The organism is Salmonella sp. SAL04214 (genome assembly GCF_046550615.1).
Classification (GTDB): Bacteria; Pseudomonadota; Gammaproteobacteria; order Enterobacterales; family Enterobacteriaceae; genus Salmonella; species Salmonella enterica.
Genome location: NZ_JBGDXT010000006.1, coordinates 223,284 through 241,882 on the forward strand (window position 1 = coordinate 223,284; position 18,599 = coordinate 241,882).

General features: G+C 53.0%; 18 protein-coding genes. 13 read left to right on the forward strand and 5 right to left on the reverse strand.

All coding sequences use genetic code 11. The features are described from left to right. Positions 1 to 32: 32 nt before the first annotated feature. Complete coding sequence (gene fetA / locus ACLJQD_RS12890; protein WP_000140186.1) at positions 33 to 710, forward strand: iron efflux ABC transporter ATP-binding subunit FetA; 678 nt, start codon at positions 33 to 35, stop codon at positions 708 to 710. Then, entirely contained in the window at positions 697 to 1,476 is a 780-nt protein-coding gene (fetB, locus tag ACLJQD_RS12895) for an iron efflux ABC transporter permease subunit FetB (RefSeq protein WP_001002130.1), read from the forward strand. The genes fetA and fetB overlap by 14 nt, the downstream gene beginning before the upstream one ends. A gap of 85 nt (positions 1,477 to 1,561) precedes the next feature. Here fetB and cnoX read toward each other — a convergent pair whose 3' ends face one another. The 3 genes from cnoX to tesA form a co-directional block, all read right to left on the reverse strand. Next, on the reverse strand, positions 1,562 to 2,416 hold the full coding sequence (cnoX, locus tag ACLJQD_RS12900; RefSeq protein WP_000116060.1) for a chaperedoxin: 855 nt from the start codon (positions 2,414 to 2,416) through the stop codon (positions 1,562 to 1,564). 59 nt (positions 2,417 to 2,475) lie between these two features. Next, positions 2,476 to 3,246, reverse strand: a complete 771-nt coding sequence (locus ACLJQD_RS12905) for an SDR family oxidoreductase (protein WP_001172804.1) — start codon at positions 3,244 to 3,246, stop codon at positions 2,476 to 2,478. A gap of 154 nt (positions 3,247 to 3,400) precedes the next feature. Next, positions 3,401 to 4,015: a multifunctional acyl-CoA thioesterase I/protease I/lysophospholipase L1 gene (gene tesA, locus ACLJQD_RS12910; RefSeq protein ID WP_001010574.1), complete on the reverse strand. Its 615-nt coding sequence runs from the start codon at positions 4,013 to 4,015 to the stop codon at positions 3,401 to 3,403. On the opposite strand from tesA, the gene ybbA reads away from it, so the two are divergent. The 6 genes from ybbA to ACLJQD_RS12940 all read left to right on the forward strand — a co-directional run bounded on the left by ybbA (position 3,986) and on the right by ACLJQD_RS12940 (position 11,194). After that, positions 3,986 to 4,672: a putative ABC transporter ATP-binding protein YbbA gene (gene ybbA, locus ACLJQD_RS12915; protein ID WP_017441712.1), complete on the forward strand. Its 687-nt coding sequence runs from the start codon at positions 3,986 to 3,988 to the stop codon at positions 4,670 to 4,672. The genes tesA and ybbA overlap by 30 nt on opposite strands. Beyond that, positions 4,669 to 7,083, forward strand: coding sequence for a putative ABC transporter permease subunit YbbP (ybbP, locus tag ACLJQD_RS12920; RefSeq protein WP_017441713.1), 2,415 nt, complete (start codon positions 4,669 to 4,671; stop codon positions 7,081 to 7,083). Before ybbA ends, ybbP begins: the two co-directional genes overlap by 4 nt. Before the next feature lie 185 nt (positions 7,084 to 7,268). Further along, on the forward strand, positions 7,269 to 8,402 hold the full coding sequence (locus ACLJQD_RS12925; protein WP_000152862.1) for a porin: 1,134 nt from the start codon (positions 7,269 to 7,271) through the stop codon (positions 8,400 to 8,402). 256 nt (positions 8,403 to 8,658) lie between these two features. Further along, positions 8,659 to 9,489: a MetQ/NlpA family ABC transporter substrate-binding protein gene (locus ACLJQD_RS12930; RefSeq protein WP_017441714.1), complete on the forward strand. Its 831-nt coding sequence runs from the start codon at positions 8,659 to 8,661 to the stop codon at positions 9,487 to 9,489. Between the two features lie 36 nt (positions 9,490 to 9,525). Beyond that, entirely contained in the window at positions 9,526 to 10,542 is a 1,017-nt protein-coding gene (gene sfbB / locus ACLJQD_RS12935; RefSeq protein ID WP_000569660.1) for a virulence-associated ABC transporter ATP-binding protein SfbB, read from the forward strand. Next, on the forward strand, positions 10,535 to 11,194 hold the full coding sequence (locus ACLJQD_RS12940; RefSeq protein WP_000342247.1) for a methionine ABC transporter permease: 660 nt from the start codon (positions 10,535 to 10,537) through the stop codon (positions 11,192 to 11,194). The genes sfbB and ACLJQD_RS12940 overlap by 8 nt, the downstream gene beginning before the upstream one ends. Positions 11,195 to 11,232: 38 nt before the next feature. Here ACLJQD_RS12940 and mnmH read toward each other — a convergent pair whose 3' ends face one another. Together mnmH and allS are read right to left on the reverse strand one after the other, a co-directional pair. Then, a complete protein-coding gene (mnmH, locus tag ACLJQD_RS12945) occupies positions 11,233 to 12,327 on the reverse strand; it encodes a tRNA 2-selenouridine(34) synthase MnmH (RefSeq protein WP_001154067.1) in 1,095 nt (364 codons plus the stop codon). A 69-nt stretch (positions 12,328 to 12,396) separates the two neighbouring features. Then, complete coding sequence (allS, locus tag ACLJQD_RS12950) at positions 12,397 to 13,323, reverse strand: HTH-type transcriptional activator AllS (protein ID WP_000460169.1); 927 nt, start codon at positions 13,321 to 13,323, stop codon at positions 12,397 to 12,399. Positions 13,324 to 13,549: 226 nt separating this feature from the next. Here allS and allA point away from each other — a divergent pair, with 226 nt between their 5' ends. The 5 genes from allA to glxR all read left to right on the forward strand — a co-directional run bounded on the left by allA (position 13,550) and on the right by glxR (position 18,563). After that, positions 13,550 to 14,032, forward strand: a complete 483-nt coding sequence (allA, locus tag ACLJQD_RS12955; RefSeq protein ID WP_000764659.1) for an ureidoglycolate lyase — start codon at positions 13,550 to 13,552, stop codon at positions 14,030 to 14,032. A gap of 78 nt (positions 14,033 to 14,110) precedes the next feature. After that, positions 14,111 to 14,929 (forward strand): HTH-type transcriptional repressor AllR, encoded by an 819-nt coding sequence (allR, locus tag ACLJQD_RS12960; protein WP_000141265.1) that lies wholly within the window; start codon positions 14,111 to 14,113, stop codon positions 14,927 to 14,929. An 84-nt stretch (positions 14,930 to 15,013) separates the two neighbouring features. After that, complete coding sequence (gene gcl / locus ACLJQD_RS12965; RefSeq protein WP_001096868.1) at positions 15,014 to 16,795, forward strand: glyoxylate carboligase; 1,782 nt, start codon at positions 15,014 to 15,016, stop codon at positions 16,793 to 16,795. A 12-nt stretch (positions 16,796 to 16,807) separates the two neighbouring features. Continuing rightward, positions 16,808 to 17,584: a hydroxypyruvate isomerase Gip gene (gene gip, locus ACLJQD_RS12970; RefSeq protein WP_017441716.1), complete on the forward strand. Its 777-nt coding sequence runs from the start codon at positions 16,808 to 16,810 to the stop codon at positions 17,582 to 17,584. 100 nt (positions 17,585 to 17,684) lie between these two features. Continuing rightward, positions 17,685 to 18,563, forward strand: coding sequence for a 2-hydroxy-3-oxopropionate reductase (gene glxR / locus ACLJQD_RS12975; protein ID WP_000765815.1), 879 nt, complete (start codon positions 17,685 to 17,687; stop codon positions 18,561 to 18,563). Positions 18,564 to 18,599: the final 36 nt, after the last annotated feature.

An 18,599-nucleotide genomic window follows, 5' to 3' on the forward strand; every position in this document is an offset into this window, starting at 1 on the left:
CTATAAAAATATGAACAACGGATGCGCAATAAATGACAGAACGTAGCATGTTGCTTGAGTTAAAGCAGGTCGGTTACCGGACTGCGACGACAAAAATAGTGAATAACATCAGTTTTACGCTGCAACGCGGCGAATTTAAGTTAATTACCGGTCCTTCTGGCTGCGGAAAAAGTACGTTGTTGAAAATGGTGGCCTCGTTAATAAGCCCTGATATCGGCATGATTCTTTTTGAGGGGCAGGATATTACTACTCTGAGTCCGGAAGCCTATCGCCAGCAGGTTTCTTATTGCGCTCAGACGCCAGCGCTATTTGGCGATACGGTTTACGATAACCTGATTTTTCCCTGGCAAATTCGCCATCAGCGCCCGCAGCCGACAGCCTTCGCAGACGATCTGGCGCGTTTTGAACTGCCGGAGACGATTCTGCAAAAACCGATTGCCGCGCTTTCCGGCGGGGAAAAACAGCGTATTGCTCTAATTCGTAATCTACAGTTTCTGCCGAAAATACTGTTACTCGACGAAATAACCAGCGCGCTGGATGAACATAACAAACGGAATGTGAATGATATTATTCATCGCTATGTTCGCGATAAGCAGGTCGCTGTCTTGTGGGTAACGCATGATAAAGATGAAATTCAACACGCGGATAAGGTGATAACGTTAACGCCATCTGCCGGAGAGATGCAGGAGGCGCGTTATGAACGAGCATAATATTACCAATACCTCGCTGGCGTTATCGATGCTGCTGGTGGTGGTCGCGATGCTCATCAGTCACAAGGAAAAGCTGGCGCTGGAAAAAGATATTCTGTGGAGCGTATGCCGGGCGGTGATACAGCTCATTATTGTCGGCTATGTACTGAAATACATCTTTGGCGTTAATCATGCCGCCCTGACGCTACTGATGGTGCTGTTCATCTGTTTTAACGCCGCATGGAACGCGCAAAAGCGCAGTAAATATATCGATAAGGCATTTCTCTCCTCGTTTATCGCCATCACCGTCGGTGCCGGGCTAACGCTGACGGTACTGGTGCTTACCGGTTCGATTGAATTTGCGCCGATGCAGGTGATTCCCATCGCTGGCATGGTCGCCGGCAATGCGATGGTGGCGGTAGGGCTGTGCTACAACCAACTGGGGCTGCGTTTTCACAGCGAGCAGCAGCAAATCCAGGAAAAGTTAAGTTTGGGCGCAACGCCGAAAATGGCCTCCGCCGGGCTTATCCGCGATAGTATCCGCGCATCGCTTATCCCGACGATCGACTCGGCAAAGACCGTTGGGCTGGTGAGCCTGCCGGGGATGATGTCCGGGCTGATTTTTGCCGGGATCGATCCGGTAAAAGCGATTAAATATCAAATTATGGTAACGTTTATGCTGTTGTCGACAGCCAGCCTGTCTACCATCATTGCCTGCTATTTAACCTACCGGAAGTTCTATAATTCGCGTCATCAGTTGGTAGTGATGCCGCTCAAGAAATCATGATAGTTGCCGGATGATGGCGCAAGCGCCTTATCCGGCCTGAGGACGACAGGTAGGCCAGATAAGCGCGCCATCAGGCAAGAGAGGATTAATACAGTAGCGCGTACAACTGGCGGCGGTATTTCGACGCCAGCGCGTCGCCGGTGCCGAGCGCGGCAAGGATCTCCTGGAAGGTTTTGCGCGTCTGTCCCTCGGCGGCGGCAAGATCTTTTCTCAGATGGCTGAACAGCAATTCCAGCGCTTCTTCATTACGTCCGACCTGGTGCAACTGCAACGCCAGTTGCGTTGCCAAAGCCGCATCCTGCGGATTCTCCGCGACTTGCTGCTGAAGTTGCTGAATTTCCGGCGTATCCGCCGCCTGTTTAAGCAGTTCGATCTGCGCAACCAGCCCCTGATAACGGGTATCCTGATCCTGTAGCGGGATAGTTTTTAACACCGCTTCGGCCTCTTCAGAACGGTTCAGCGCAATTTGCGCTTCCGCCAGTAACAGGCCAATCTCACTGTTCTGCGAAGAGAGCTGCCAGGCGTCTTTGAGCAACGGCAGAGCGTCAATGTAGTTGCCCTCCTGCATTAACTGCATCGCTTGTTGCGCCTTTAGCTCTTCTTCGCGCGGCAGTACTTTATCCAGCAGAGCGCGGATCGCCTCTTCCGGCTGCGGTCCCTGGAAACCATCGACCGGTTGGCCATTCTGGAACAGATAGACTGTCGGGATGGCGCGCAGCCCAAACTGAGCGGCGATCATCTGTTCGGCGTCGCAGTCCAGCTTTGCCAGAATAAACTGACCGTGGTACTGGGCAGCCAGACTTTCCAGCACTGGCGTTAATTGCAGACAGTGTTGGCTGCGTTCAGACCAGAAATAGAACAGTACCGGCGTGGTCATGGACTGCTCTAAGGTCTGCTGCAGGTTGGATTCATTAATATTGACAATGTTCTGTACGGACATGGCGTCGCTCTCTTTTGTCTGTGTCACGTTTACATGGGGGCTGACTGGCACGCTTCAACTCAGCTTTGTAAAATTTTATCCAGCATCCGGCCCGGCAATAGGCGTTTCAGCGCCATCACCGCCCAGGTGACCAGCGTAACGGGATAGCGCAGCCTGGGTTTATCGCTTGCAAAAGCATGACGGACTTTCGCTACTACCGCGTCAGGATCGCGGGTGAAACGTGCGGCGATGCCGGGATTTTCTACCGGTTTATCACGCTGCGTCTGGTTAACGTTATCCGTAAAACGGGTACGAATCGGCCCCGGTTCTATCAGGCTCACTTTAATGCCTGTGTGCCGTAGCTCCATACGTAGCGCGTCAGACCAGGCTTCGAGCGCGTATTTGCTGGCGGCATAAGCGCCGCGCCCTGGGGTGGAAATCAGCCCCATCACCGATGAGGTCATCACAATGCGTCCTTCGCCATGCGGCAACATGGCGGGAAGTAAGCGCATGGTAAGCTGATGCGCGCCGAAAAAATTACTGGAAAACTGTTGCTCCATCTGCTCACGGCTGATGGTAGAAAGGGGGCCATACACGCCGTAGCCGGCATTGTTAAAGATCCCATACAGACGATTATCGGTCAGGGCGATCACTTCATCGGCGGCACGATCCACGCTTTCAGGGGAGTCGAGATCGATCAACACGCCGGTAAATCCCATACTGTTCATCCGGGCGACATCATCAGGTTTGCGGCAGCCCGCCAGGATTTGAAAGCCCTGGCGTTTAAGCTCAAGCGCGCTGTCCAGACCGATTCCGCTGGAACATCCTGTTATTAAGACCGATTTTTGCATAACTTTACCTGTCAGGATCTCCGTTGATTTAAGAGTCGTGGTTAACTATATCCGTCATACTTCAAGTTGCCTGTGCGTTCGTTTACTCCAGTCACATAGGTATCTATGCTCCTGGAAATTCTCTTACGTGCCGCCTTCATGCAACTCGAATTATTCAGGAGAGAAAAGGGGTCAACTGCTTCGCCATCCAGTCGGCAATAAACGGCTGGGCGTCGCGGTTGGGATGAATGCCGTCATCCTGCATCCACTGCGGTTTCAGATATACCTCTTCCATAAAAAACGGTAACAGAGGAATATCGAACTCTTTGGCGAGCTTAGGATAAATGGCGCTAAAGGATTCATTATAACGGCGACCGTAGTTAGCGGGCAGATGAATTTGCATCAGTAACGGTTGGGCATCGGCGGCTTTCACCGTCTGAATGATTTTACGTAGCGTCTGTTCGGTTTGCGCAGGCGCAAAACCGCGTAGGCCATCGTTGCCGCCAAGTTCCACCACTACCCAGCGCGGGTGATGCTGTTGCAACAGCGCCGGCAAACGCGCCAGTCCCTGCTGCGAGGTATCACCGCTTATACTGGCATTAACGACCGACGTTTTGTTTTGCCATTTATCATTAAGGAGCGACGGCCATGCTGCGCTGGCGGCCATACGGTAACCGGCGCTGAGGCTATCGCCCAGAATTAATAAGGTGTCTGCGGCGGCGGCACGGAAAGTTAACAGGATCAAAAACAGGAAGGGCAAATGCCAGCGGAAAACAGTGTTGAAGTTCATCGTCTCAGGAAGTCCGTCGGTCAGGGTGAGCATGAGCTTTCCATCCTTACCGGAGTTGAACTGGTTGTCAAACGCGGCGAAACCATTGCGCTGATTGGCGAATCAGGATCGGGAAAATCTACGCTGCTGGCGATTCTCGCCGGACTGGATGACGGCAGTAGCGGAGAGGTCAGTCTGGTCGGGAAACCGCTTCACCAGATGGACGAAGAGGCGCGGGCGCAGCTTCGCGCTCAGCATGTCGGTTTTGTTTTTCAATCCTTCATGCTTATTCCTACGCTTAACGCGCTGGAAAACGTTGAGCTACCGGCCCTGCTACGCGGTGAAAACAGCGGTCAGAGTAAGGCGGGGGCGAAAGTGTTGCTCGAACAACTGGGACTGGGAAAACGGCTTGACCACCTTCCGGCACAGCTTTCCGGCGGCGAACAGCAGCGCGTAGCGCTGGCGCGCGCGTTTAACGGGCGTCCTGATGTGCTGTTTGCCGATGAGCCGACGGGCAACCTTGACCGTCAGACCGGAGATAAAATCGCCGACCTGCTATTTTCGCTTAACCGCGAACACGGCACCACGCTGATTCTGGTGACGCACGACCCGGCGCTGGCGGCGCGCTGCGACCGGCGGCTGCGGTTGGTCAACGGTCAGTTACAGGAGGAGGCATGATAGCTCGCTGGTTCTGGCGCGAATGGCGCTCGCCGTCGCTGATTATTGTCTGGCTGGCGTTGAGTCTGGCGGTGGCCTGCGTACTGGCGCTTGGCAGTATCAGCGACCGGATGGAAAAAGGGTTAAGTCAGCAAAGCCGCGAGTTTATGGCAGGCGATCGGACGCTGCAAAGTTCGCGGGAGGTACCGAAAGCCTGGCTTGAAGAGGCGCGTAAACGCGGCCTCAACGTGGGCGAGCAGTTAACCTTTGCGACCATGACGTTTGCCGGCGATACGCCGCAACTGGCCAGCGTGAAGGCGGTAGATAGCGTTTATCCGATGTACGGCGAATTGCAAACCCGTCCAGGCAGAGTGAAACCGCAGCCGGGTAGCGTACTGCTGGCGCCGCGTCTGATGGCGCTGCTTAATTTGAAAACGGGCGATACCATTGATGTCGGCGACGTGACCTTGCGTATTGCCGGTGAAGTGGTGCAGGAGCCGGATTCCGGATTTAACCCTTTTCAGATGGCGCCGCGTCTGATGATGAATATGGCCGATGTGGCAAAAACCGGTGCGATACAGCCGGGGAGCCGCGTGATGTGGCGGTATAAATTCGGCGGAACGCCGCAACAGCTTGCTGGCTATGAAAGCTGGCTGTTACCGCAGCTTAAACCGGAACATCGCTGGTACGGACTGGAGCAGGATGACGGGGCATTGGGGAAATCGCTCGAACGTTCGCAGCAGTTTTTGCTGCTTTCGGCGTTATTAACGCTACTGCTGGCGGTAGCTGCCGTCGCGGTGGCGATGAGCCATTACTGTCGTAGTCGCTACGATCTGGTGGCGATTTTAAAAACGCTGGGCGCGGGCCGGGCCCAGTTGCGTAAACTTATCATCGGACAGTGGTTGATGGTGCTGGGGCTTTCCGCCGTCACGGGAGGCGCGATTGGGTTACTGTTTGAAAACATATTGCTGGTGCTGCTAAAACCGGTACTGCCCGCCGATTTGCCGCCCGCCAGCCTGTGGCCCTGGCTGTGGGCGCTGGGCGCGATGACGGTCATCTCTTTGCTGGTCGGTTTACGGCCTTATCGATTGTTGCTGGCGACCCAGCCGCTACGGGTGCTGCGCCGCGATGTTGTTGCTCGCGTCTGGCCGTTAAAAATTTATTTGCCTGTTGCCTGCGCCGTCGTGGTGGCGCTGCTCGCCGGATTGATGGGCGGAAGTATGCTGTTGTGGGCGGTTCTGGCGGGCGCCGTGATACTGGCGCTGCTGTGCGGTCTGGTGGGCTGGATGCTGCTTAACGTGCTACGCGGCATGACGTTGACGTCGCTACCGCTGCGTCTGGCCGTCAGCCGACTTCTGCGTCAGCCGTGGTCAACGTTGAGTCAGCTTTCGGCGTTTTCGCTTTCGTTTATGCTGCTGGCGCTCTTGCTGGTGCTGCGCGGCGACCTCCTTGATCGCTGGCAACAGCAACTCCCGCCGGAAAGTCCGAACTATTTCCTTATCAATATTGCTTCAGAGCAGGTCGCGCCGCTGAAAGCCTTTTTGGCGGAACATCAGGTGATTCCGCAGACGTTTTATCCGATTGTGCGGGCGCGGTTAACCAGGATAAACGGTAATCCGACGGAAGGTCAGCAGGATGAGTCGCTCAACCGTGAACTGAATTTGACCTGGCAGGATACGCGACCGGCGCATAATCCGCTGGTCGCCGGTCACTGGCCGCCAAAAACGGGCGAAGTCTCCATGGAAGAGGGGCTGGCGAAGCGGCTGAACGTCAAACTCGGCGATAGCGTAACCTTTATGGGCGATACCCAGGCATTTAGCGCTAAAGTCACCAGCCTGCGTCAAGTGGACTGGGAAAGCCTGCGGCCCAACTTTTTCTTCATTTTTCCTTCCGGGGCGTTGGACGGGCAACCGCAAAGCTGGTTGACCAGTTTTCGCTGGGAGAATGGCAACGGCATGTTAACGCAGCTTAACCGCGAGTTTCCTACCGTCAGCCTGTTAGATATCGGGGCGATCCTGAAACAGGTGGGACAGGTGCTGGAGCAGGTCAGCCGGGCGCTGGAGGTGATGGTTGTGCTAGTCACCCTCTGCGGCATGTTGCTATTACTGGCCCAGGTACAGGTCGGGATGCGTCAGCGCCATCAGGAGCTGGTGGTGTGGCGCACGTTAGGAGCCGGAAAGAAACTGTTGCGTACCACACTCTGGTGCGAATTCGCCATTCTGGGATTAGTTGCCGGGTTGGTCGCCGCGATTGGCGCGGAAACGGCGCTGGCGATCTTACAAATCAACGTTTTTGATTTCCCCTGGGAGCCGGACTGGCGTTTATGGGGCGCACTGCCGTTTTGCGGCGCGCTGCTGCTTTCCGTATGCGGCGGCTGGCTTGGCGTTCGTTTGCTGAAAGGCAAAGCGCTATTCCGACAGTTTAGTGGATGATTCATGATGTGAATAATTTCGCGCCGGTTTTTAAAACGGCGCGTACTTTTTTAGTCGCACAAATTGATAACTCCTTGATTTTTAGTAGCACAAATCATTAAAAAATACACAACACGTAAGGTTTTATAACAGTTATTATTTGCCTGCTAAATGATTTGGATTGGCTATCTATCAAGGAAAATATAATGACAATTAAAATAACAGCGTTGGCGGCATCGATCGGCGCGGCAATGGCTTTCATGCCTTTCGCCACTCAGGCGGAAATCACCGTTTTAAAACAAGATCCCCAGGCGGGTAATCCACTCAGCCGACTCAATTTCACCGTCGGCGGGAGTATTCGTCCGCAGTTCCAGAATATGACCGGCAATGACGGCGCGAACGGTTATAAACGTAATGGTTTTGATGGCGGGACGCGTTTCCGCTTCGCCGCGGATTATTATCTGTTTGATGATATCAGTTGGATTAGCTATTACGAGCTGGGCGTCAATATCCCTGCGGTATTTGACTGGGATAACCATTATGCGAAGGGCGCAACTGATACCACTCGCCGTATGCTGTATACCGGCTTCAAGAGCGCGACGTGGGGAACGCTGACCTTCGGTCAACAGAACAGCATTTATTACGATGTGGTGGGCGTAAAAACCGATATCTGGGATTACGACATGATAGGTCAGGCGCCGGGCAACGGGATTAACGGCGACTACGATGGTTCTTATCGCACGCGTAAGTCATTGAAGTACAAGAAAAGCATTGGCAATGTCGATCTCTACGCGTCTTATCTGTTCAGCGACGATTATAATGCCAATAACGGCCTGAATTACAAACGTAAAGGCGGCGGTTCTTTAGGCGCGGATTACCATCTCACCGACGATCTGACCTGGGGGACGGCATGGAACTATACCCGTGCGGAGATGCGCGGCAACGGCAATAAAACTTACGATCAAAATATTGTCGGTACCGCGTTAAGCTGGACGCCAGAAAACTGGACTATTGCCGCAGGCGGCGGTTGGTATCAGAACTTTATGACGACCAAAAAAGTGTCTGTGAATGATTACTTTGCCGGCGATGCGTGGGGTCTGGAATATTTTGTCGGTTACGCTTTCCCGATTGGTCAGTATGCCGTGAAAGCTATTCAACCGTACTTTATGGGCGACCGCATTGAATATGTGAATGGCCGCGACTATCTGCGCACCGATAACGGCGTGGGGATCACCTTCCAACTGGATTATGGTTTCCGTGTTGATTATGAACATGTTTTTACCTCCAGCACTGACAATCTGGGCGATATGAACCTGGTGCGTCTGCGTTACGATTTCTAAAGCGTTTTCCTCTGCCGGATGTTGGCGTTAAGACCTCTTATCCGGCATTTCCCTTTACGTCATTCCCGCCTGACACACGCCTGAGCGCCTGCCTCGTACATTTAACGACACACCAGGAAACATCATGAAATAATTTCAAGGACAGCAGGCTGTGATCTGTGTCATGTTAAGAAATAGCCTTTCGTTTGGGCCAAAACAGACGATGCCGCATGAACGGCATCCGGCACAGCATCACACTATTTAAAATGGAGAAATTATGGGATTGCGTCAGAGTTTACGCATTGCGGCCAGCACGCTATTACTGGCCTGCGGATTACAGTTTGCCCATGCCGATAGTTCCCCGCAAACGATCGTATTTGGCGTCGCGCCAGGGCCGTATGGCGATATGGTGAAGCAGGCGATTGCGCCGACATTAAAAGAAAAAGGGTATAAGGTCGTGGTGCGCGAGTTTAGCGACTATGTCCAGCCCAATATGGCGTTAGCTAACGGCAGCATCGATGCCAACCTCTTTCAACATACCCTCTATTTTGACAAATTCACCGCTGACAAAGGGCTGAAGCTCAGCAAACTTATTGTGGTACCGACCGCCGGGATGGGCTTCTATTCACGTAAAATCAACAGCCTGGATGCGCTTAAAAAAGGGGACATTATTACTCTCTCCAACGATCCGACCAACCTGGCGCGCGGCCTTCGTTTCCTGCAATCGTTGGGGCTTATCACGATTAAGGACAATATCGATCCGACCAAAGCCTCTGAACGAGATATCGCCAGCAATCCAAAAGGACTGGTTTTCAAACCGCTGGAAGCCGCACAGCTACCGCGCACGCTGGATGGCGTGACCGGCGCGCTGGTTAACGGGAACTTTGCGGTGGCGGCAGGACTGGATCTCTCCAGCGCGATTAAGCAGGAACACCTGGATGAGAATCTGAAAAATATCATTGCGGTACGCAGTGAAGATGCCGATAAGCCGTTTGCCAAAGATATTGTCGAGGCGGTGAAATCGCCGACTTATCGCGCGGTCATCGACGATCCAAAGAATATTTATAGCGCCTTCCAGAAACCGGAATGGATGACCGCGACACCCTGATCGCAGCGGTGGCCATCCCCAATTTCTGAGGTGAATATGATTGAAATAGAAAAAGTCTGTGTCGATTTTACCGCCGGTCGCGGTACCCCCACGCGCGCGGTGGATGATGTGAGCCTGCATATCGCCGCGGGCGAGATTTTTGGCATTGTCGGTACCAGCGGCGCAGGAAAAAGCACTCTGCTGCGTACCCTGAACGCCTTAACGCGTCCCAGCCAGGGGCGCGTCAACGTCAACGGCGTGGAAATTTCGGCGCTGGACGGAAAAGCGTTACGCCAGGCGCGGCAGCGTATTGGTATGATTTTCCAGCATTTTAACTTAATGCATACCCGGACAGTGGCGCAAAACGTGGCGTTTAGCCTGAAAGCGGCTGGCTGGGAACGCAGCAAAATCGCGCCGCGGGTGGCGGAAATTTTAACGCTGGTGGGCCTTGCCGATAAAGCGAACCGTTTTCCGGTACAGCTCAGTGGCGGGCAAAAACAGCGGGTGGGGATAGCCCGCGCCATCGCTAACCATCCGGATGTGTTGCTGTGTGACGAACCGACTTCCGCGCTGGATCTGGAAACTTCCGCCACGATTCTGGCCCTGCTCAGACAGATCAATGCACAGCTCGGGATTACTATTGTACTGATCACCCATGAAATGAACGTGATCAAATCTATTTGCGATCGCGTGGCGGTGATGTCGGGCGGTAAGGTTGTGGAATCGGGCGAGGTGTTTGATGTGTTTGCCCACCCGCAACATGCTTTCACACAGCAACTGGTGTCTCATACCCTTAATTTGACCCTGCCGGAACGTTTACGGGAACACCTGCCCGGGCAGTTGCTGAAAATTTTGTTTATCGGCGATTCGGCGGAGCAGCCGGTACTGTCGGAGGTGGCGATCAAGTTTGGCGTCGCGGTCAATATCCTGCATGGCAAGATTGAATATATCGGCGAACGCGCGTTGGGCATTCTGGTGGTGCAATTAACCGCGCCGCATAATCCAACGGCGGTGGCCGCCGCCGTGGAGCATATCCGTCAACGTACCGCACAGGTGGAGGTGATCCGTGGATGATTTATTGCCGGATTTAACGCTGGCGTTCAATGAAACTTTCCAGATGTTGAGTATTTCAACGGTGCTGGCGATTCTTGGCGGTCTACCGCTCGGTTTTCTGATTTTTGTCACCGATCGTCATCTGTTCTGGCAGAACCGTTTTATTTATCTCGTCGCCTCGGTTCTGGTGAATATTATCCGCTCGGTGCCATTTGTTATTTTACTGGTGCTGTTACTGCCGCTAACGCAGCTTTTGCTGGGCAATACGATTGGCCCGATTGCAGCCTCCGTCCCGCTGTCGGTGGCCGCAATCGCGTTTTATGCACGCCTGGTAGATAGCGCGCTCCGTGAAGTCGATAAAGGGATTATTGAGGCGGCGCTGGCATTCGGCGCTAGTCCGATGCGTATTATCTGTACCGTACTGTTGCCGGAAGCCAGCGCAGGGCTGCTGCGCGGCCTGACGATTACGCTGGTAAGCTTAATCGGCTACTCGGCGATGGCCGGGATTGTCGGCGGCGGCGGGGTAGGCGACCTGGCGATTCGCTATGGCTACTACCGTTACGAAACCGAAGTGATGGTTGTTACCGTAGTGGCGCTGATTGTGCTGGTTCAGGTCGTTCAGATGCTGGGCGACTGGCTGGCAAAACGTGCCGACAAGCGCGACAGACACTAAGCTGGCTCAATGTAGCGTCAGCCGGCAATAAAAATAAGCTATTGCGCTTTTAGCCAGTTGGCAACGTCTTGCCATGGGCCGCGAAAAACGATATTCGCGGCTTTTTTCTCCAGTTGATAGCGATACATTGGGTCGTAATATTCGTTAAGTAGCGGAACCAGCCATGCCATATGGCCGTCGGTGCTGCCGCTGGATAATTGCTCTGCCAGCGCCCTATCCAGCGTGTCCGTCAGTTCGGCAAAGCGTTGCAACCCCAGACGGCGGCGAATAGCGAACAGTCCATGATGAAGATATTCACTATACGCCTGCCAACCGGCTTCATCGCCGTAGGCGTGGGTGAAGTCGTGATGCATACGGATGAAATACTCTTCACGCAGTCGTTCCAGACGAAGCGCAAACGGATCTTCCACTACCGCAATGGGGGCCTGCGCCATTCTTTCGCGTAAACACTCAGGCAGATGGTTGGCGCCGATCGTTCGCCCTTCATCTTCCAGTACCCACCTTTTTAGCGTCTGACGCGCGTTAATTTTCAGCAATTCAACGGCAAGTTTGTTTTCAAAACTGGCCTGACTGAGCTGGGGTTTCAGCGTGCGGCCAAAAGAGGAGCCGCGATGACGCGCGAGACCTTCCAGATCCACGCCGTTGGGCTGTTGTCGCACCAGCTGCGTTTTGCCGCTGCCCGTACAGCCGCCAATTAAAAGTATCGGTTTTTGCGCCAGTTGCCAGGTCGCCTGAATTGCTGTCTGGCGCAGCGCTTTATAGCCGCCTTCAATAAGCGGGCAGTCAATCCCTGTTTCTTGCAGCCAACGTTGTACGATATGTGACCGCTGACCGCCGCGCGCGCAGCACAGATACCCGTTGGGGAAACGTTGATACGCGGCTTTCCAGGCCTCAAGCCGCTGCTGGCGAATGTCGCCGCAAACCAGCCGATGCCCCAGCGCTAACGCCGCATCCGCGCCCTGACGTTTGTAGCAGGTGCCGACGGCGGCTCGCTCGTCATCCATCATCAATGGCAGGTTGATAGCGCCCGGCATGGCGCCCTGTTCAAACTCAATCGGCGCGCGTACATCAATTAAAGGCGTATCGGCAAGGAGGAGCGCGCGATAGTCCTGTGCTTTTTGTCTGTCTTGCATAACGTAAAACGTAACCTTAAATCATCCTTTGCGCTATTTTACGCGCCAATTCGCAAAGTGGCTTGATTTTTAACAGCGTACCGTGTTGAAAATGGATAAAAAACCGGCTATTTCGGGTTGCCGTTGGGTAAATAATTTCACAATGTCTTCTACCGCTTTGCCTCCGCCAAATTTATGCCAGGCGAGGCTTAACGGTGAGGGCGGACGCATCGTCGGAATGGTACAGCTCACCAGTTCGTTTTTGTCGATCAGCGTTTGACAGAGCGGCTGCGGGACAAAACCGATACCGACGCCTGCCAGATGAGCGGCGATTTTGGTTTCCATATCAGGCACGATAATTTCCTTCTGCCCCGGAAGGCGCCAGGCTACCCGCTTGGTCAGCGTACGCGCGCTGTCTTCGATATTAATTGCCGGGAAACGGCGCAGCTGCGCTTCTGTTAGAGGCCCGCTGACGTGAGCTAAAGGATGATCCGCGGACATCACAAAACGCCATTGTACGGAACCTAAAGGGTCGAGCATAAAGGTATTAGCCAACGGCTCGGTGCCAGTTACGCCAATCGCCAGCGAAAAACCTTCATACAGGAGCGAATCCCAGACGCCCATATAAATTTGCCGGGAAAAGTGAAACTGAGTGAAAGGGTAACGCGCATTAAGCCACGATAAGAGACTGGCGACCGCTTGCGGGCTATAGAGCAGGTTATTCACCACAATATTGACCTGACGCTCTACGCCGTCGTTAACCTGGCGTAGCTCGTCAGGCATACTGTCCAGCCACGCAAGCCAGTCTTTTGCCTGAGAGAGAAGGTGAGAGCCCGCCGCCGTCAAGGAGACGCTTCGCGTTGTGCGAAAGAACAGCCCTACGCCGGTATTTTCCTCCAGCAGTTTGATGCGGTAGCTAATGGTTGCCGTGGTTTTACACAGGCGCTCCGCCGCTTTGGAGAAACTCCCCGTTTCGGCAACGCTGATAAAGGTACGCAGTGTTTCCGGGTCAAACATCGTCAGACGCCTCCTTACGATCCTGATAAAACCAGAATTGTTTTCCTATGATTTTTAAGTAGTTTTACATAATAGCCATGTTTGATTTGTGGTCTAAATCTACTTTTGGAAAAATATTCCAACTTTTATGTTGATGTTAAATCCCGAAGGTTTTAGATTGCATGGTATTGAAACCGGACAGAGTCCAAACCGCGGTTAAACGGAATCGAGCTACAAGGGAAAAATAATGAAACTTGAGGTATTACCGTTAGATCAGAAGACGTTCAGCGCTTATGGCGATGTTATTGAGACGCAGGAACGTGACTTTTTTCATATAAACAACGGGTTAGTTGAGCGATATCACGACCTGGCGAAGGTTGAAGTTCTGGAGCAGGATCGCACGCTGATCAGTATTAACAGGGCGCAACCGGCCGCGATGCCTATTGTGGTACATGAACTGGAACGTCATCCTTTAGGTACGCAGGCGTTTGTGCCGATGAACGGCGAGGCTTTTGTCGTTATTGTCGCGCTCGGCGATGATAAACCCGATCTCTCCACGCTGCGGGCGTTTATTAGCAATGGACGGCAGGGCGTCAATTATCACCGTAATGTATGGCATCACCCGCTGTTTGCGTGGCAGACGGTTACCGATTTTCTGACGGTGGATCGCGGCGGCAGCGATAACTGTGATGTTGAAAGTATCCCGACACATGAACTCTGTTTTGCGTGACGCTATTGGCCTTCTTGCATAAGATGAACATATTGTTCATTGTTTATGCTCATATTTTGGGCCGGAGTTAACGTAAATATGACGGAAGTAAGACGACGCGGCAGGCCAGGACAGGCAGAGCCGACTGCGCAGAAAGGCGCTCAGGCGCTGGAGAGGGGCATAGCGATATTGCAATATCTCGAAAGAAGCGGCGGCAGTTCATCAGTTAGCGATATTTCCGGCAGCCTGGATTTACCGCTTTCTACGACGTTTCGCCTGTTAAAGGTACTGCAAGCGGCTGATTTTGTGTACCAGGATAGCCAGCTTGGCTGGTGGCATATTGGTTTAGGCGTATTTAATGTGGGCTCTGCGTATATTCATAATCGCGATGTCCTCTCGGTAGCCGGGCCCTTTATGCACCGACTTATGCTGCTTTCTGGCGAGACGGTCAACGTAGCGATTCGCAACGGTAATGAAGCGGTGTTAATCGGTCAAAAGGAGTGCAAATCGATGGTCAGAATGTGCGCGCCCTTAGGGAGTCGTCTGCCGTTACATGCTTCCGGCGCCGGAAAAGCGCTGCTTTACCCGCTCACCGAAGAAGAGCTGGTGGGGATCGTCGTCAATACCGGTTTGCGGCGGTTTACGCCGACCACTCTGGTGGATTTACCTATCCTGCTTAAAAATCTGGAGCAGGCGCGTGAACAGGGCTACACCGTCGACCAGGAAGAACATGTTGTCGGGCTGAATTGTATCGCCTCCGCTATCTATGACGATGCGGGCAGCGTGGTCGCCGCTATCTCAATATCGGGACCGGCTTCCCGGCTGACGGAAGATCGCTTTATCAGCCAGGGGGAACTGGTACGGGATACCGCGAAAGACATCAGTACGGCGCTTGGGCTAAAACCCCCTGTAGCCTGAGCCGCATCCCGCTCGCTGGAGCGGGACTTTTTTAAAATTTTTAAAAGTTGGAAACTTTTTCCAATAAAAAGAGGTAGCAATAAAATGGCAAAAATGAGAGCCGTGGATGCGGCAATGTATGTGCTGGAAAAAGAAGGTATCACCACAGCATTCGGCGTTCCTGGGGCTGCAATCAACCCCTTCTATTCTGCAATGCGTAAGCATGGAGGCATTCGCCATATACTGGCGCGTCATGTGGAAGGCGCTTCGCATATGGCTGAGGGCTACACACGTGCGGCGGCAGGTAATATTGGGGTCTGCCTGGGCACTTCCGGCCCGGCGGGAACCGACATGATCACCGCGCTCTATTCCGCTTCTGCCGACTCTATCCCGATTTTATGCATTACCGGTCAGGCGCCACGAGCGCGTCTGCACAAGGAAGATTTCCAGGCAGTCGATATTGAAGCGATTGCAAAACCAGTCAGCAAGATGGCAGTGACGGTTCGTGAGGCGGCGCTGGTGCCACGCGTATTACAGCAGGCTTTTCATCTGATGCGCTCAGGCCGCCCAGGTCCTGTGCTGGTTGATTTACCGTTTGATGTCCAGGTTGCGGAGATCGAATTCGATCCGGATATGTATGAGCCGCTGCCGGTATATAAGCCAGCCGCCAGCCGCGTACAGATTGAAAAGGCGCTGGAGATGCTGATTCAGTCCGAGCGTCCGGTAATTGTCGCGGGCGGCGGGGTTATTAACGCCGACGCCGCGCCACTGCTGCAGCAGTTTGCCGAACTGACCAGCGTACCGGTGATCCCTACTCTGATGGGCTGGGGCTGTATCCCGGACGATCACCCCTTAATGGCGGGGATGGTCGGCCTGCAAACGGCACACCGCTACGGCAACGCCACTCTGCTGGCATCCGATATGGTTTTTGGCATCGGTAACCGTTTCGCCAACCGTCATACGGGGTCCGTTGAGAAATATACTCAGGGGCGAAAAATCATCCATATCGATATTGAACCGACGCAAATTGGTCGCGTGTTGTGCCCGGATCTGGGCATCGTTTCTGACGCCAAAGCGGCGCTAACGTTGCTGATCGATGTCGCGCAGGAGATGCAAAAAGCGGGGCGTTTGCCATGCCGGAAGACCTGGGTGGACGAATGCCAGCAGCGTAAACGGACTTTGCTGCGTAAAACCCACTTTGACAACGTGCCAGTGAAGCCGCAGCGCGTCTATGAAGAGATGAACAAAGCCTTTGGTCGCGATGTGTGCTATGTCACCACCATTGGATTGTCGCAAATCGCGGCAGCGCAGATGCTGCATGTGTTTAAAGACAGACACTGGATCAACTGCGGCCAGGCGGGGCCTCTTGGCTGGACAATCCCGGCGGCATTAGGGGTTTGTGCTGCCGATCCGCAACGCAATGTGGTGGCGATTTCCGGCGATTTCGACTTCCAGTTCCTGATTGAAGAGTTAGCTGTCGGCGCGCAGTTTAACATTCCGTATATCCATGTGCTGGTTAACAACGCTTATCTTGGTCTGATTCGCCAGTCGCAACGCGCATTTGACATGGACTACTGCGTACAGCTCGCCTTTGAAAATATCAACTCCAGCGAAGTGAATGGCTATGGCGTTGACCATGTAAAAGTGGCGGAAGGGTTAGGCTGTAAAGCCATTCGTGTCTTTAAACCGGAAGATATTGCGCCTGCATTTGAACAAGCCAAAGCGCTAATGGCGCAATATCGCGTTCCGGTGGTGGTGGAAGTCATTCTGGAACGCGTAACCAATATTTCCATGGGCAGCGAACTGGATAACGTAACCGAGTTTGAAGAGGTTGCGGATAGTGCGAAAGATGCGCCAACAGAAACCTGTTTTATGAAATATGAGTAAGGGAGGTAATCGATGTTACGTTTCTCTGCCAATCTTTCTATGCTGTTTACGGAATATGATTTCCTGGAACGCTTTGATAAAGCGGCGTTGTCGGGATTTCGCGGCGTGGAATTCATGTTTCCCTACGATAACGACATCGAAGTGTTAAAACGTAAGCTCAGGGATAATAATCTGGAACATACGTTACATAATTTACCGGCTGGCGACTGGGCGACTGGCGAACGTGGAATTGCCTGTATTCCTGGGCGCGAAGAAGAGTTTCGCGATGGCGTAGCGGCCGCAATCCGTTATGCACGTGCGTTAGGCAATAAGAAAATAAATTGTCTGGTGGGTAAAACGCCGTCAGGATTCTCCGCAACGGAGATCCACGACACGTTGGTCGAAAACCTGCGCTATGCGGCAAATATGCTGGCGACAGAAGACATTTTATTACTTATCGAACCTATTAATCACTTTGATATGCCGGGATTCCATCTCACCGGCACTCAACAGGCGTTAGCCTTAATTAAGGATATCGGCAGCGATAATATCAAAATTCAGTATGATATTTATCACATGCAACGCATGGAAGGGGAATTAACGCAAACCATGACGGCATGGGCCGATAAAATAGGCCATTTACAGATTGCTGATAACCCGCGTCGCGGCGAGCCGGGGACCGGGGAAATTAATTATGACTTTATTTTTAATGTCATTAAACAGTCTGGTTATGATGGCTGGGTTGGCTGTGAATATAAACCACTGACTACCACGGAAGCGGGATTATCGTGGATTAATCAGTACCGTTAAAACGCAGAATAATTCGGGCAGCGCTTTTTTTTCCACTGTGTTGGAAGGGGATTGTGTTGCCTGAATCTGGAAACACCGAAAGCAATAAAAGAGGTTGTATATGAAACTGGGATTTATTGGCCTGGGAATTATGGGCTCGCCAATGGCTATCAATTTGGCACGCGCCGGTCATCAATTACACGTTACGACTATTGGTCCGGTCGCGGACGAACTGCTCTCGCTGGGGGCGGTAAATGTTGAGACTGCACGTCAGGTAACTGAATTTGCAGACATCATCTTCATAATGGTGCCGGATACGCCGCAGGTTGAAGAGGTGTTATTTGGCGAACACGGTTGCGCTAAAACATCGCTTCAGGGAAAAACCATCGTCGATATGAGTTCTATTTCTCCTATCGAAACCAAACGTTTTGCCCAGCGCGTTAATGAAATGGGCGCTGATTACCTGGATGCCCCGGTTTCCGGGGGAGAAATCGGGGCGCGTGAAGGCACTCTGTCGATTATGGTCGGCGGCGAGCAGAAAGTCTTTGACCGCGTTAAACCGCTCTTTGACATCCTGGGAAAAAATATCACCCTGGTGGGCGGCAATGGGGATGGGCAAACCTGTAAGGTGGCTAACCAAATTATTGTTGCGCTGAATATTGAAGCAGTTTCTGAAGCCTTAGTGTTTGCTTCAAAAGCAGGTGCCGATCCGGTACGCGTGCGCCAGGCGTTAATGGGCGGGTTCGCCTCTTCACGCATTCTGGAAGTTCACGGCGAGCGGATGATCAACCGGACGTTCGAGCCTGGTTTCAAAATCGCGCTTCATCAGAAAGACCTTAATCTTGCATTGCAAAGCGCAAAAGCGCTGGCGCTGAATTTACCGAATACGGCGACCTGCCAGGAATTATTCAATACCTGTGCGGCAAATGGCGGGAGCCAGCTTGATCATTCGGCAATGGTACAGGCGCTGGAATTAATGGCCAATCATAAATTGTCCTAATTATGTGTATCGCTGCGGCTGCAGCGATACCTGTTC

What these genes read in the sequence shown, in the direction of transcription:
- fetA (WP_000140186.1), top strand. Translation starts at nt 33, where the DNA reads ATGACAGAACGTAGCATGTTGCTTGAGTTAAAGCAGGTCGGTTACCGG.
- fetB (WP_001002130.1), top strand. Translation starts at nt 697, where the DNA reads ATGAACGAGCATAATATTACCAATACCTCGCTGGCGTTATCGATGCTG.
- cnoX (WP_000116060.1), bottom strand. Translation starts at nt 2,416, where the DNA reads ATGTCCGTACAGAACATTGTCAATATTAATGAATCCAACCTGCAGCAG.
- ACLJQD_RS12905 (WP_001172804.1), bottom strand. Translation starts at nt 3,246, where the DNA reads ATGCAAAAATCGGTCTTAATAACAGGATGTTCCAGCGGAATCGGTCTG.
- ybbA (WP_017441712.1), top strand. Translation starts at nt 3,986, where the DNA reads ATGCCAGCGGAAAACAGTGTTGAAGTTCATCGTCTCAGGAAGTCCGTC.
- tesA (WP_001010574.1), bottom strand. Translation starts at nt 4,015, where the DNA reads ATGAACTTCAACACTGTTTTCCGCTGGCATTTGCCCTTCCTGTTTTTG.
- ybbP (WP_017441713.1), top strand. Translation starts at nt 4,669, where the DNA reads ATGATAGCTCGCTGGTTCTGGCGCGAATGGCGCTCGCCGTCGCTGATT.
- ACLJQD_RS12925 (WP_000152862.1), top strand. Translation starts at nt 7,269, where the DNA reads ATGACAATTAAAATAACAGCGTTGGCGGCATCGATCGGCGCGGCAATG.
- ACLJQD_RS12930 (WP_017441714.1), top strand. Translation starts at nt 8,659, where the DNA reads ATGGGATTGCGTCAGAGTTTACGCATTGCGGCCAGCACGCTATTACTG.
- sfbB (WP_000569660.1), top strand. Translation starts at nt 9,526, where the DNA reads ATGATTGAAATAGAAAAAGTCTGTGTCGATTTTACCGCCGGTCGCGGT.
- mnmH (WP_001154067.1), bottom strand. Translation starts at nt 12,327, where the DNA reads ATGCAAGACAGACAAAAAGCACAGGACTATCGCGCGCTCCTCCTTGCC.
- allS (WP_000460169.1), bottom strand. Translation starts at nt 13,323, where the DNA reads ATGTTTGACCCGGAAACACTGCGTACCTTTATCAGCGTTGCCGAAACG.
- allA (WP_000764659.1), top strand. Translation starts at nt 13,550, where the DNA reads ATGAAACTTGAGGTATTACCGTTAGATCAGAAGACGTTCAGCGCTTAT.
- allR (WP_000141265.1), top strand. Translation starts at nt 14,111, where the DNA reads ATGACGGAAGTAAGACGACGCGGCAGGCCAGGACAGGCAGAGCCGACT.
- gcl (WP_001096868.1), top strand. Translation starts at nt 15,014, where the DNA reads ATGGCAAAAATGAGAGCCGTGGATGCGGCAATGTATGTGCTGGAAAAA.
- gip (WP_017441716.1), top strand. Translation starts at nt 16,808, where the DNA reads ATGTTACGTTTCTCTGCCAATCTTTCTATGCTGTTTACGGAATATGAT.
- glxR (WP_000765815.1), top strand. Translation starts at nt 17,685, where the DNA reads ATGAAACTGGGATTTATTGGCCTGGGAATTATGGGCTCGCCAATGGCT.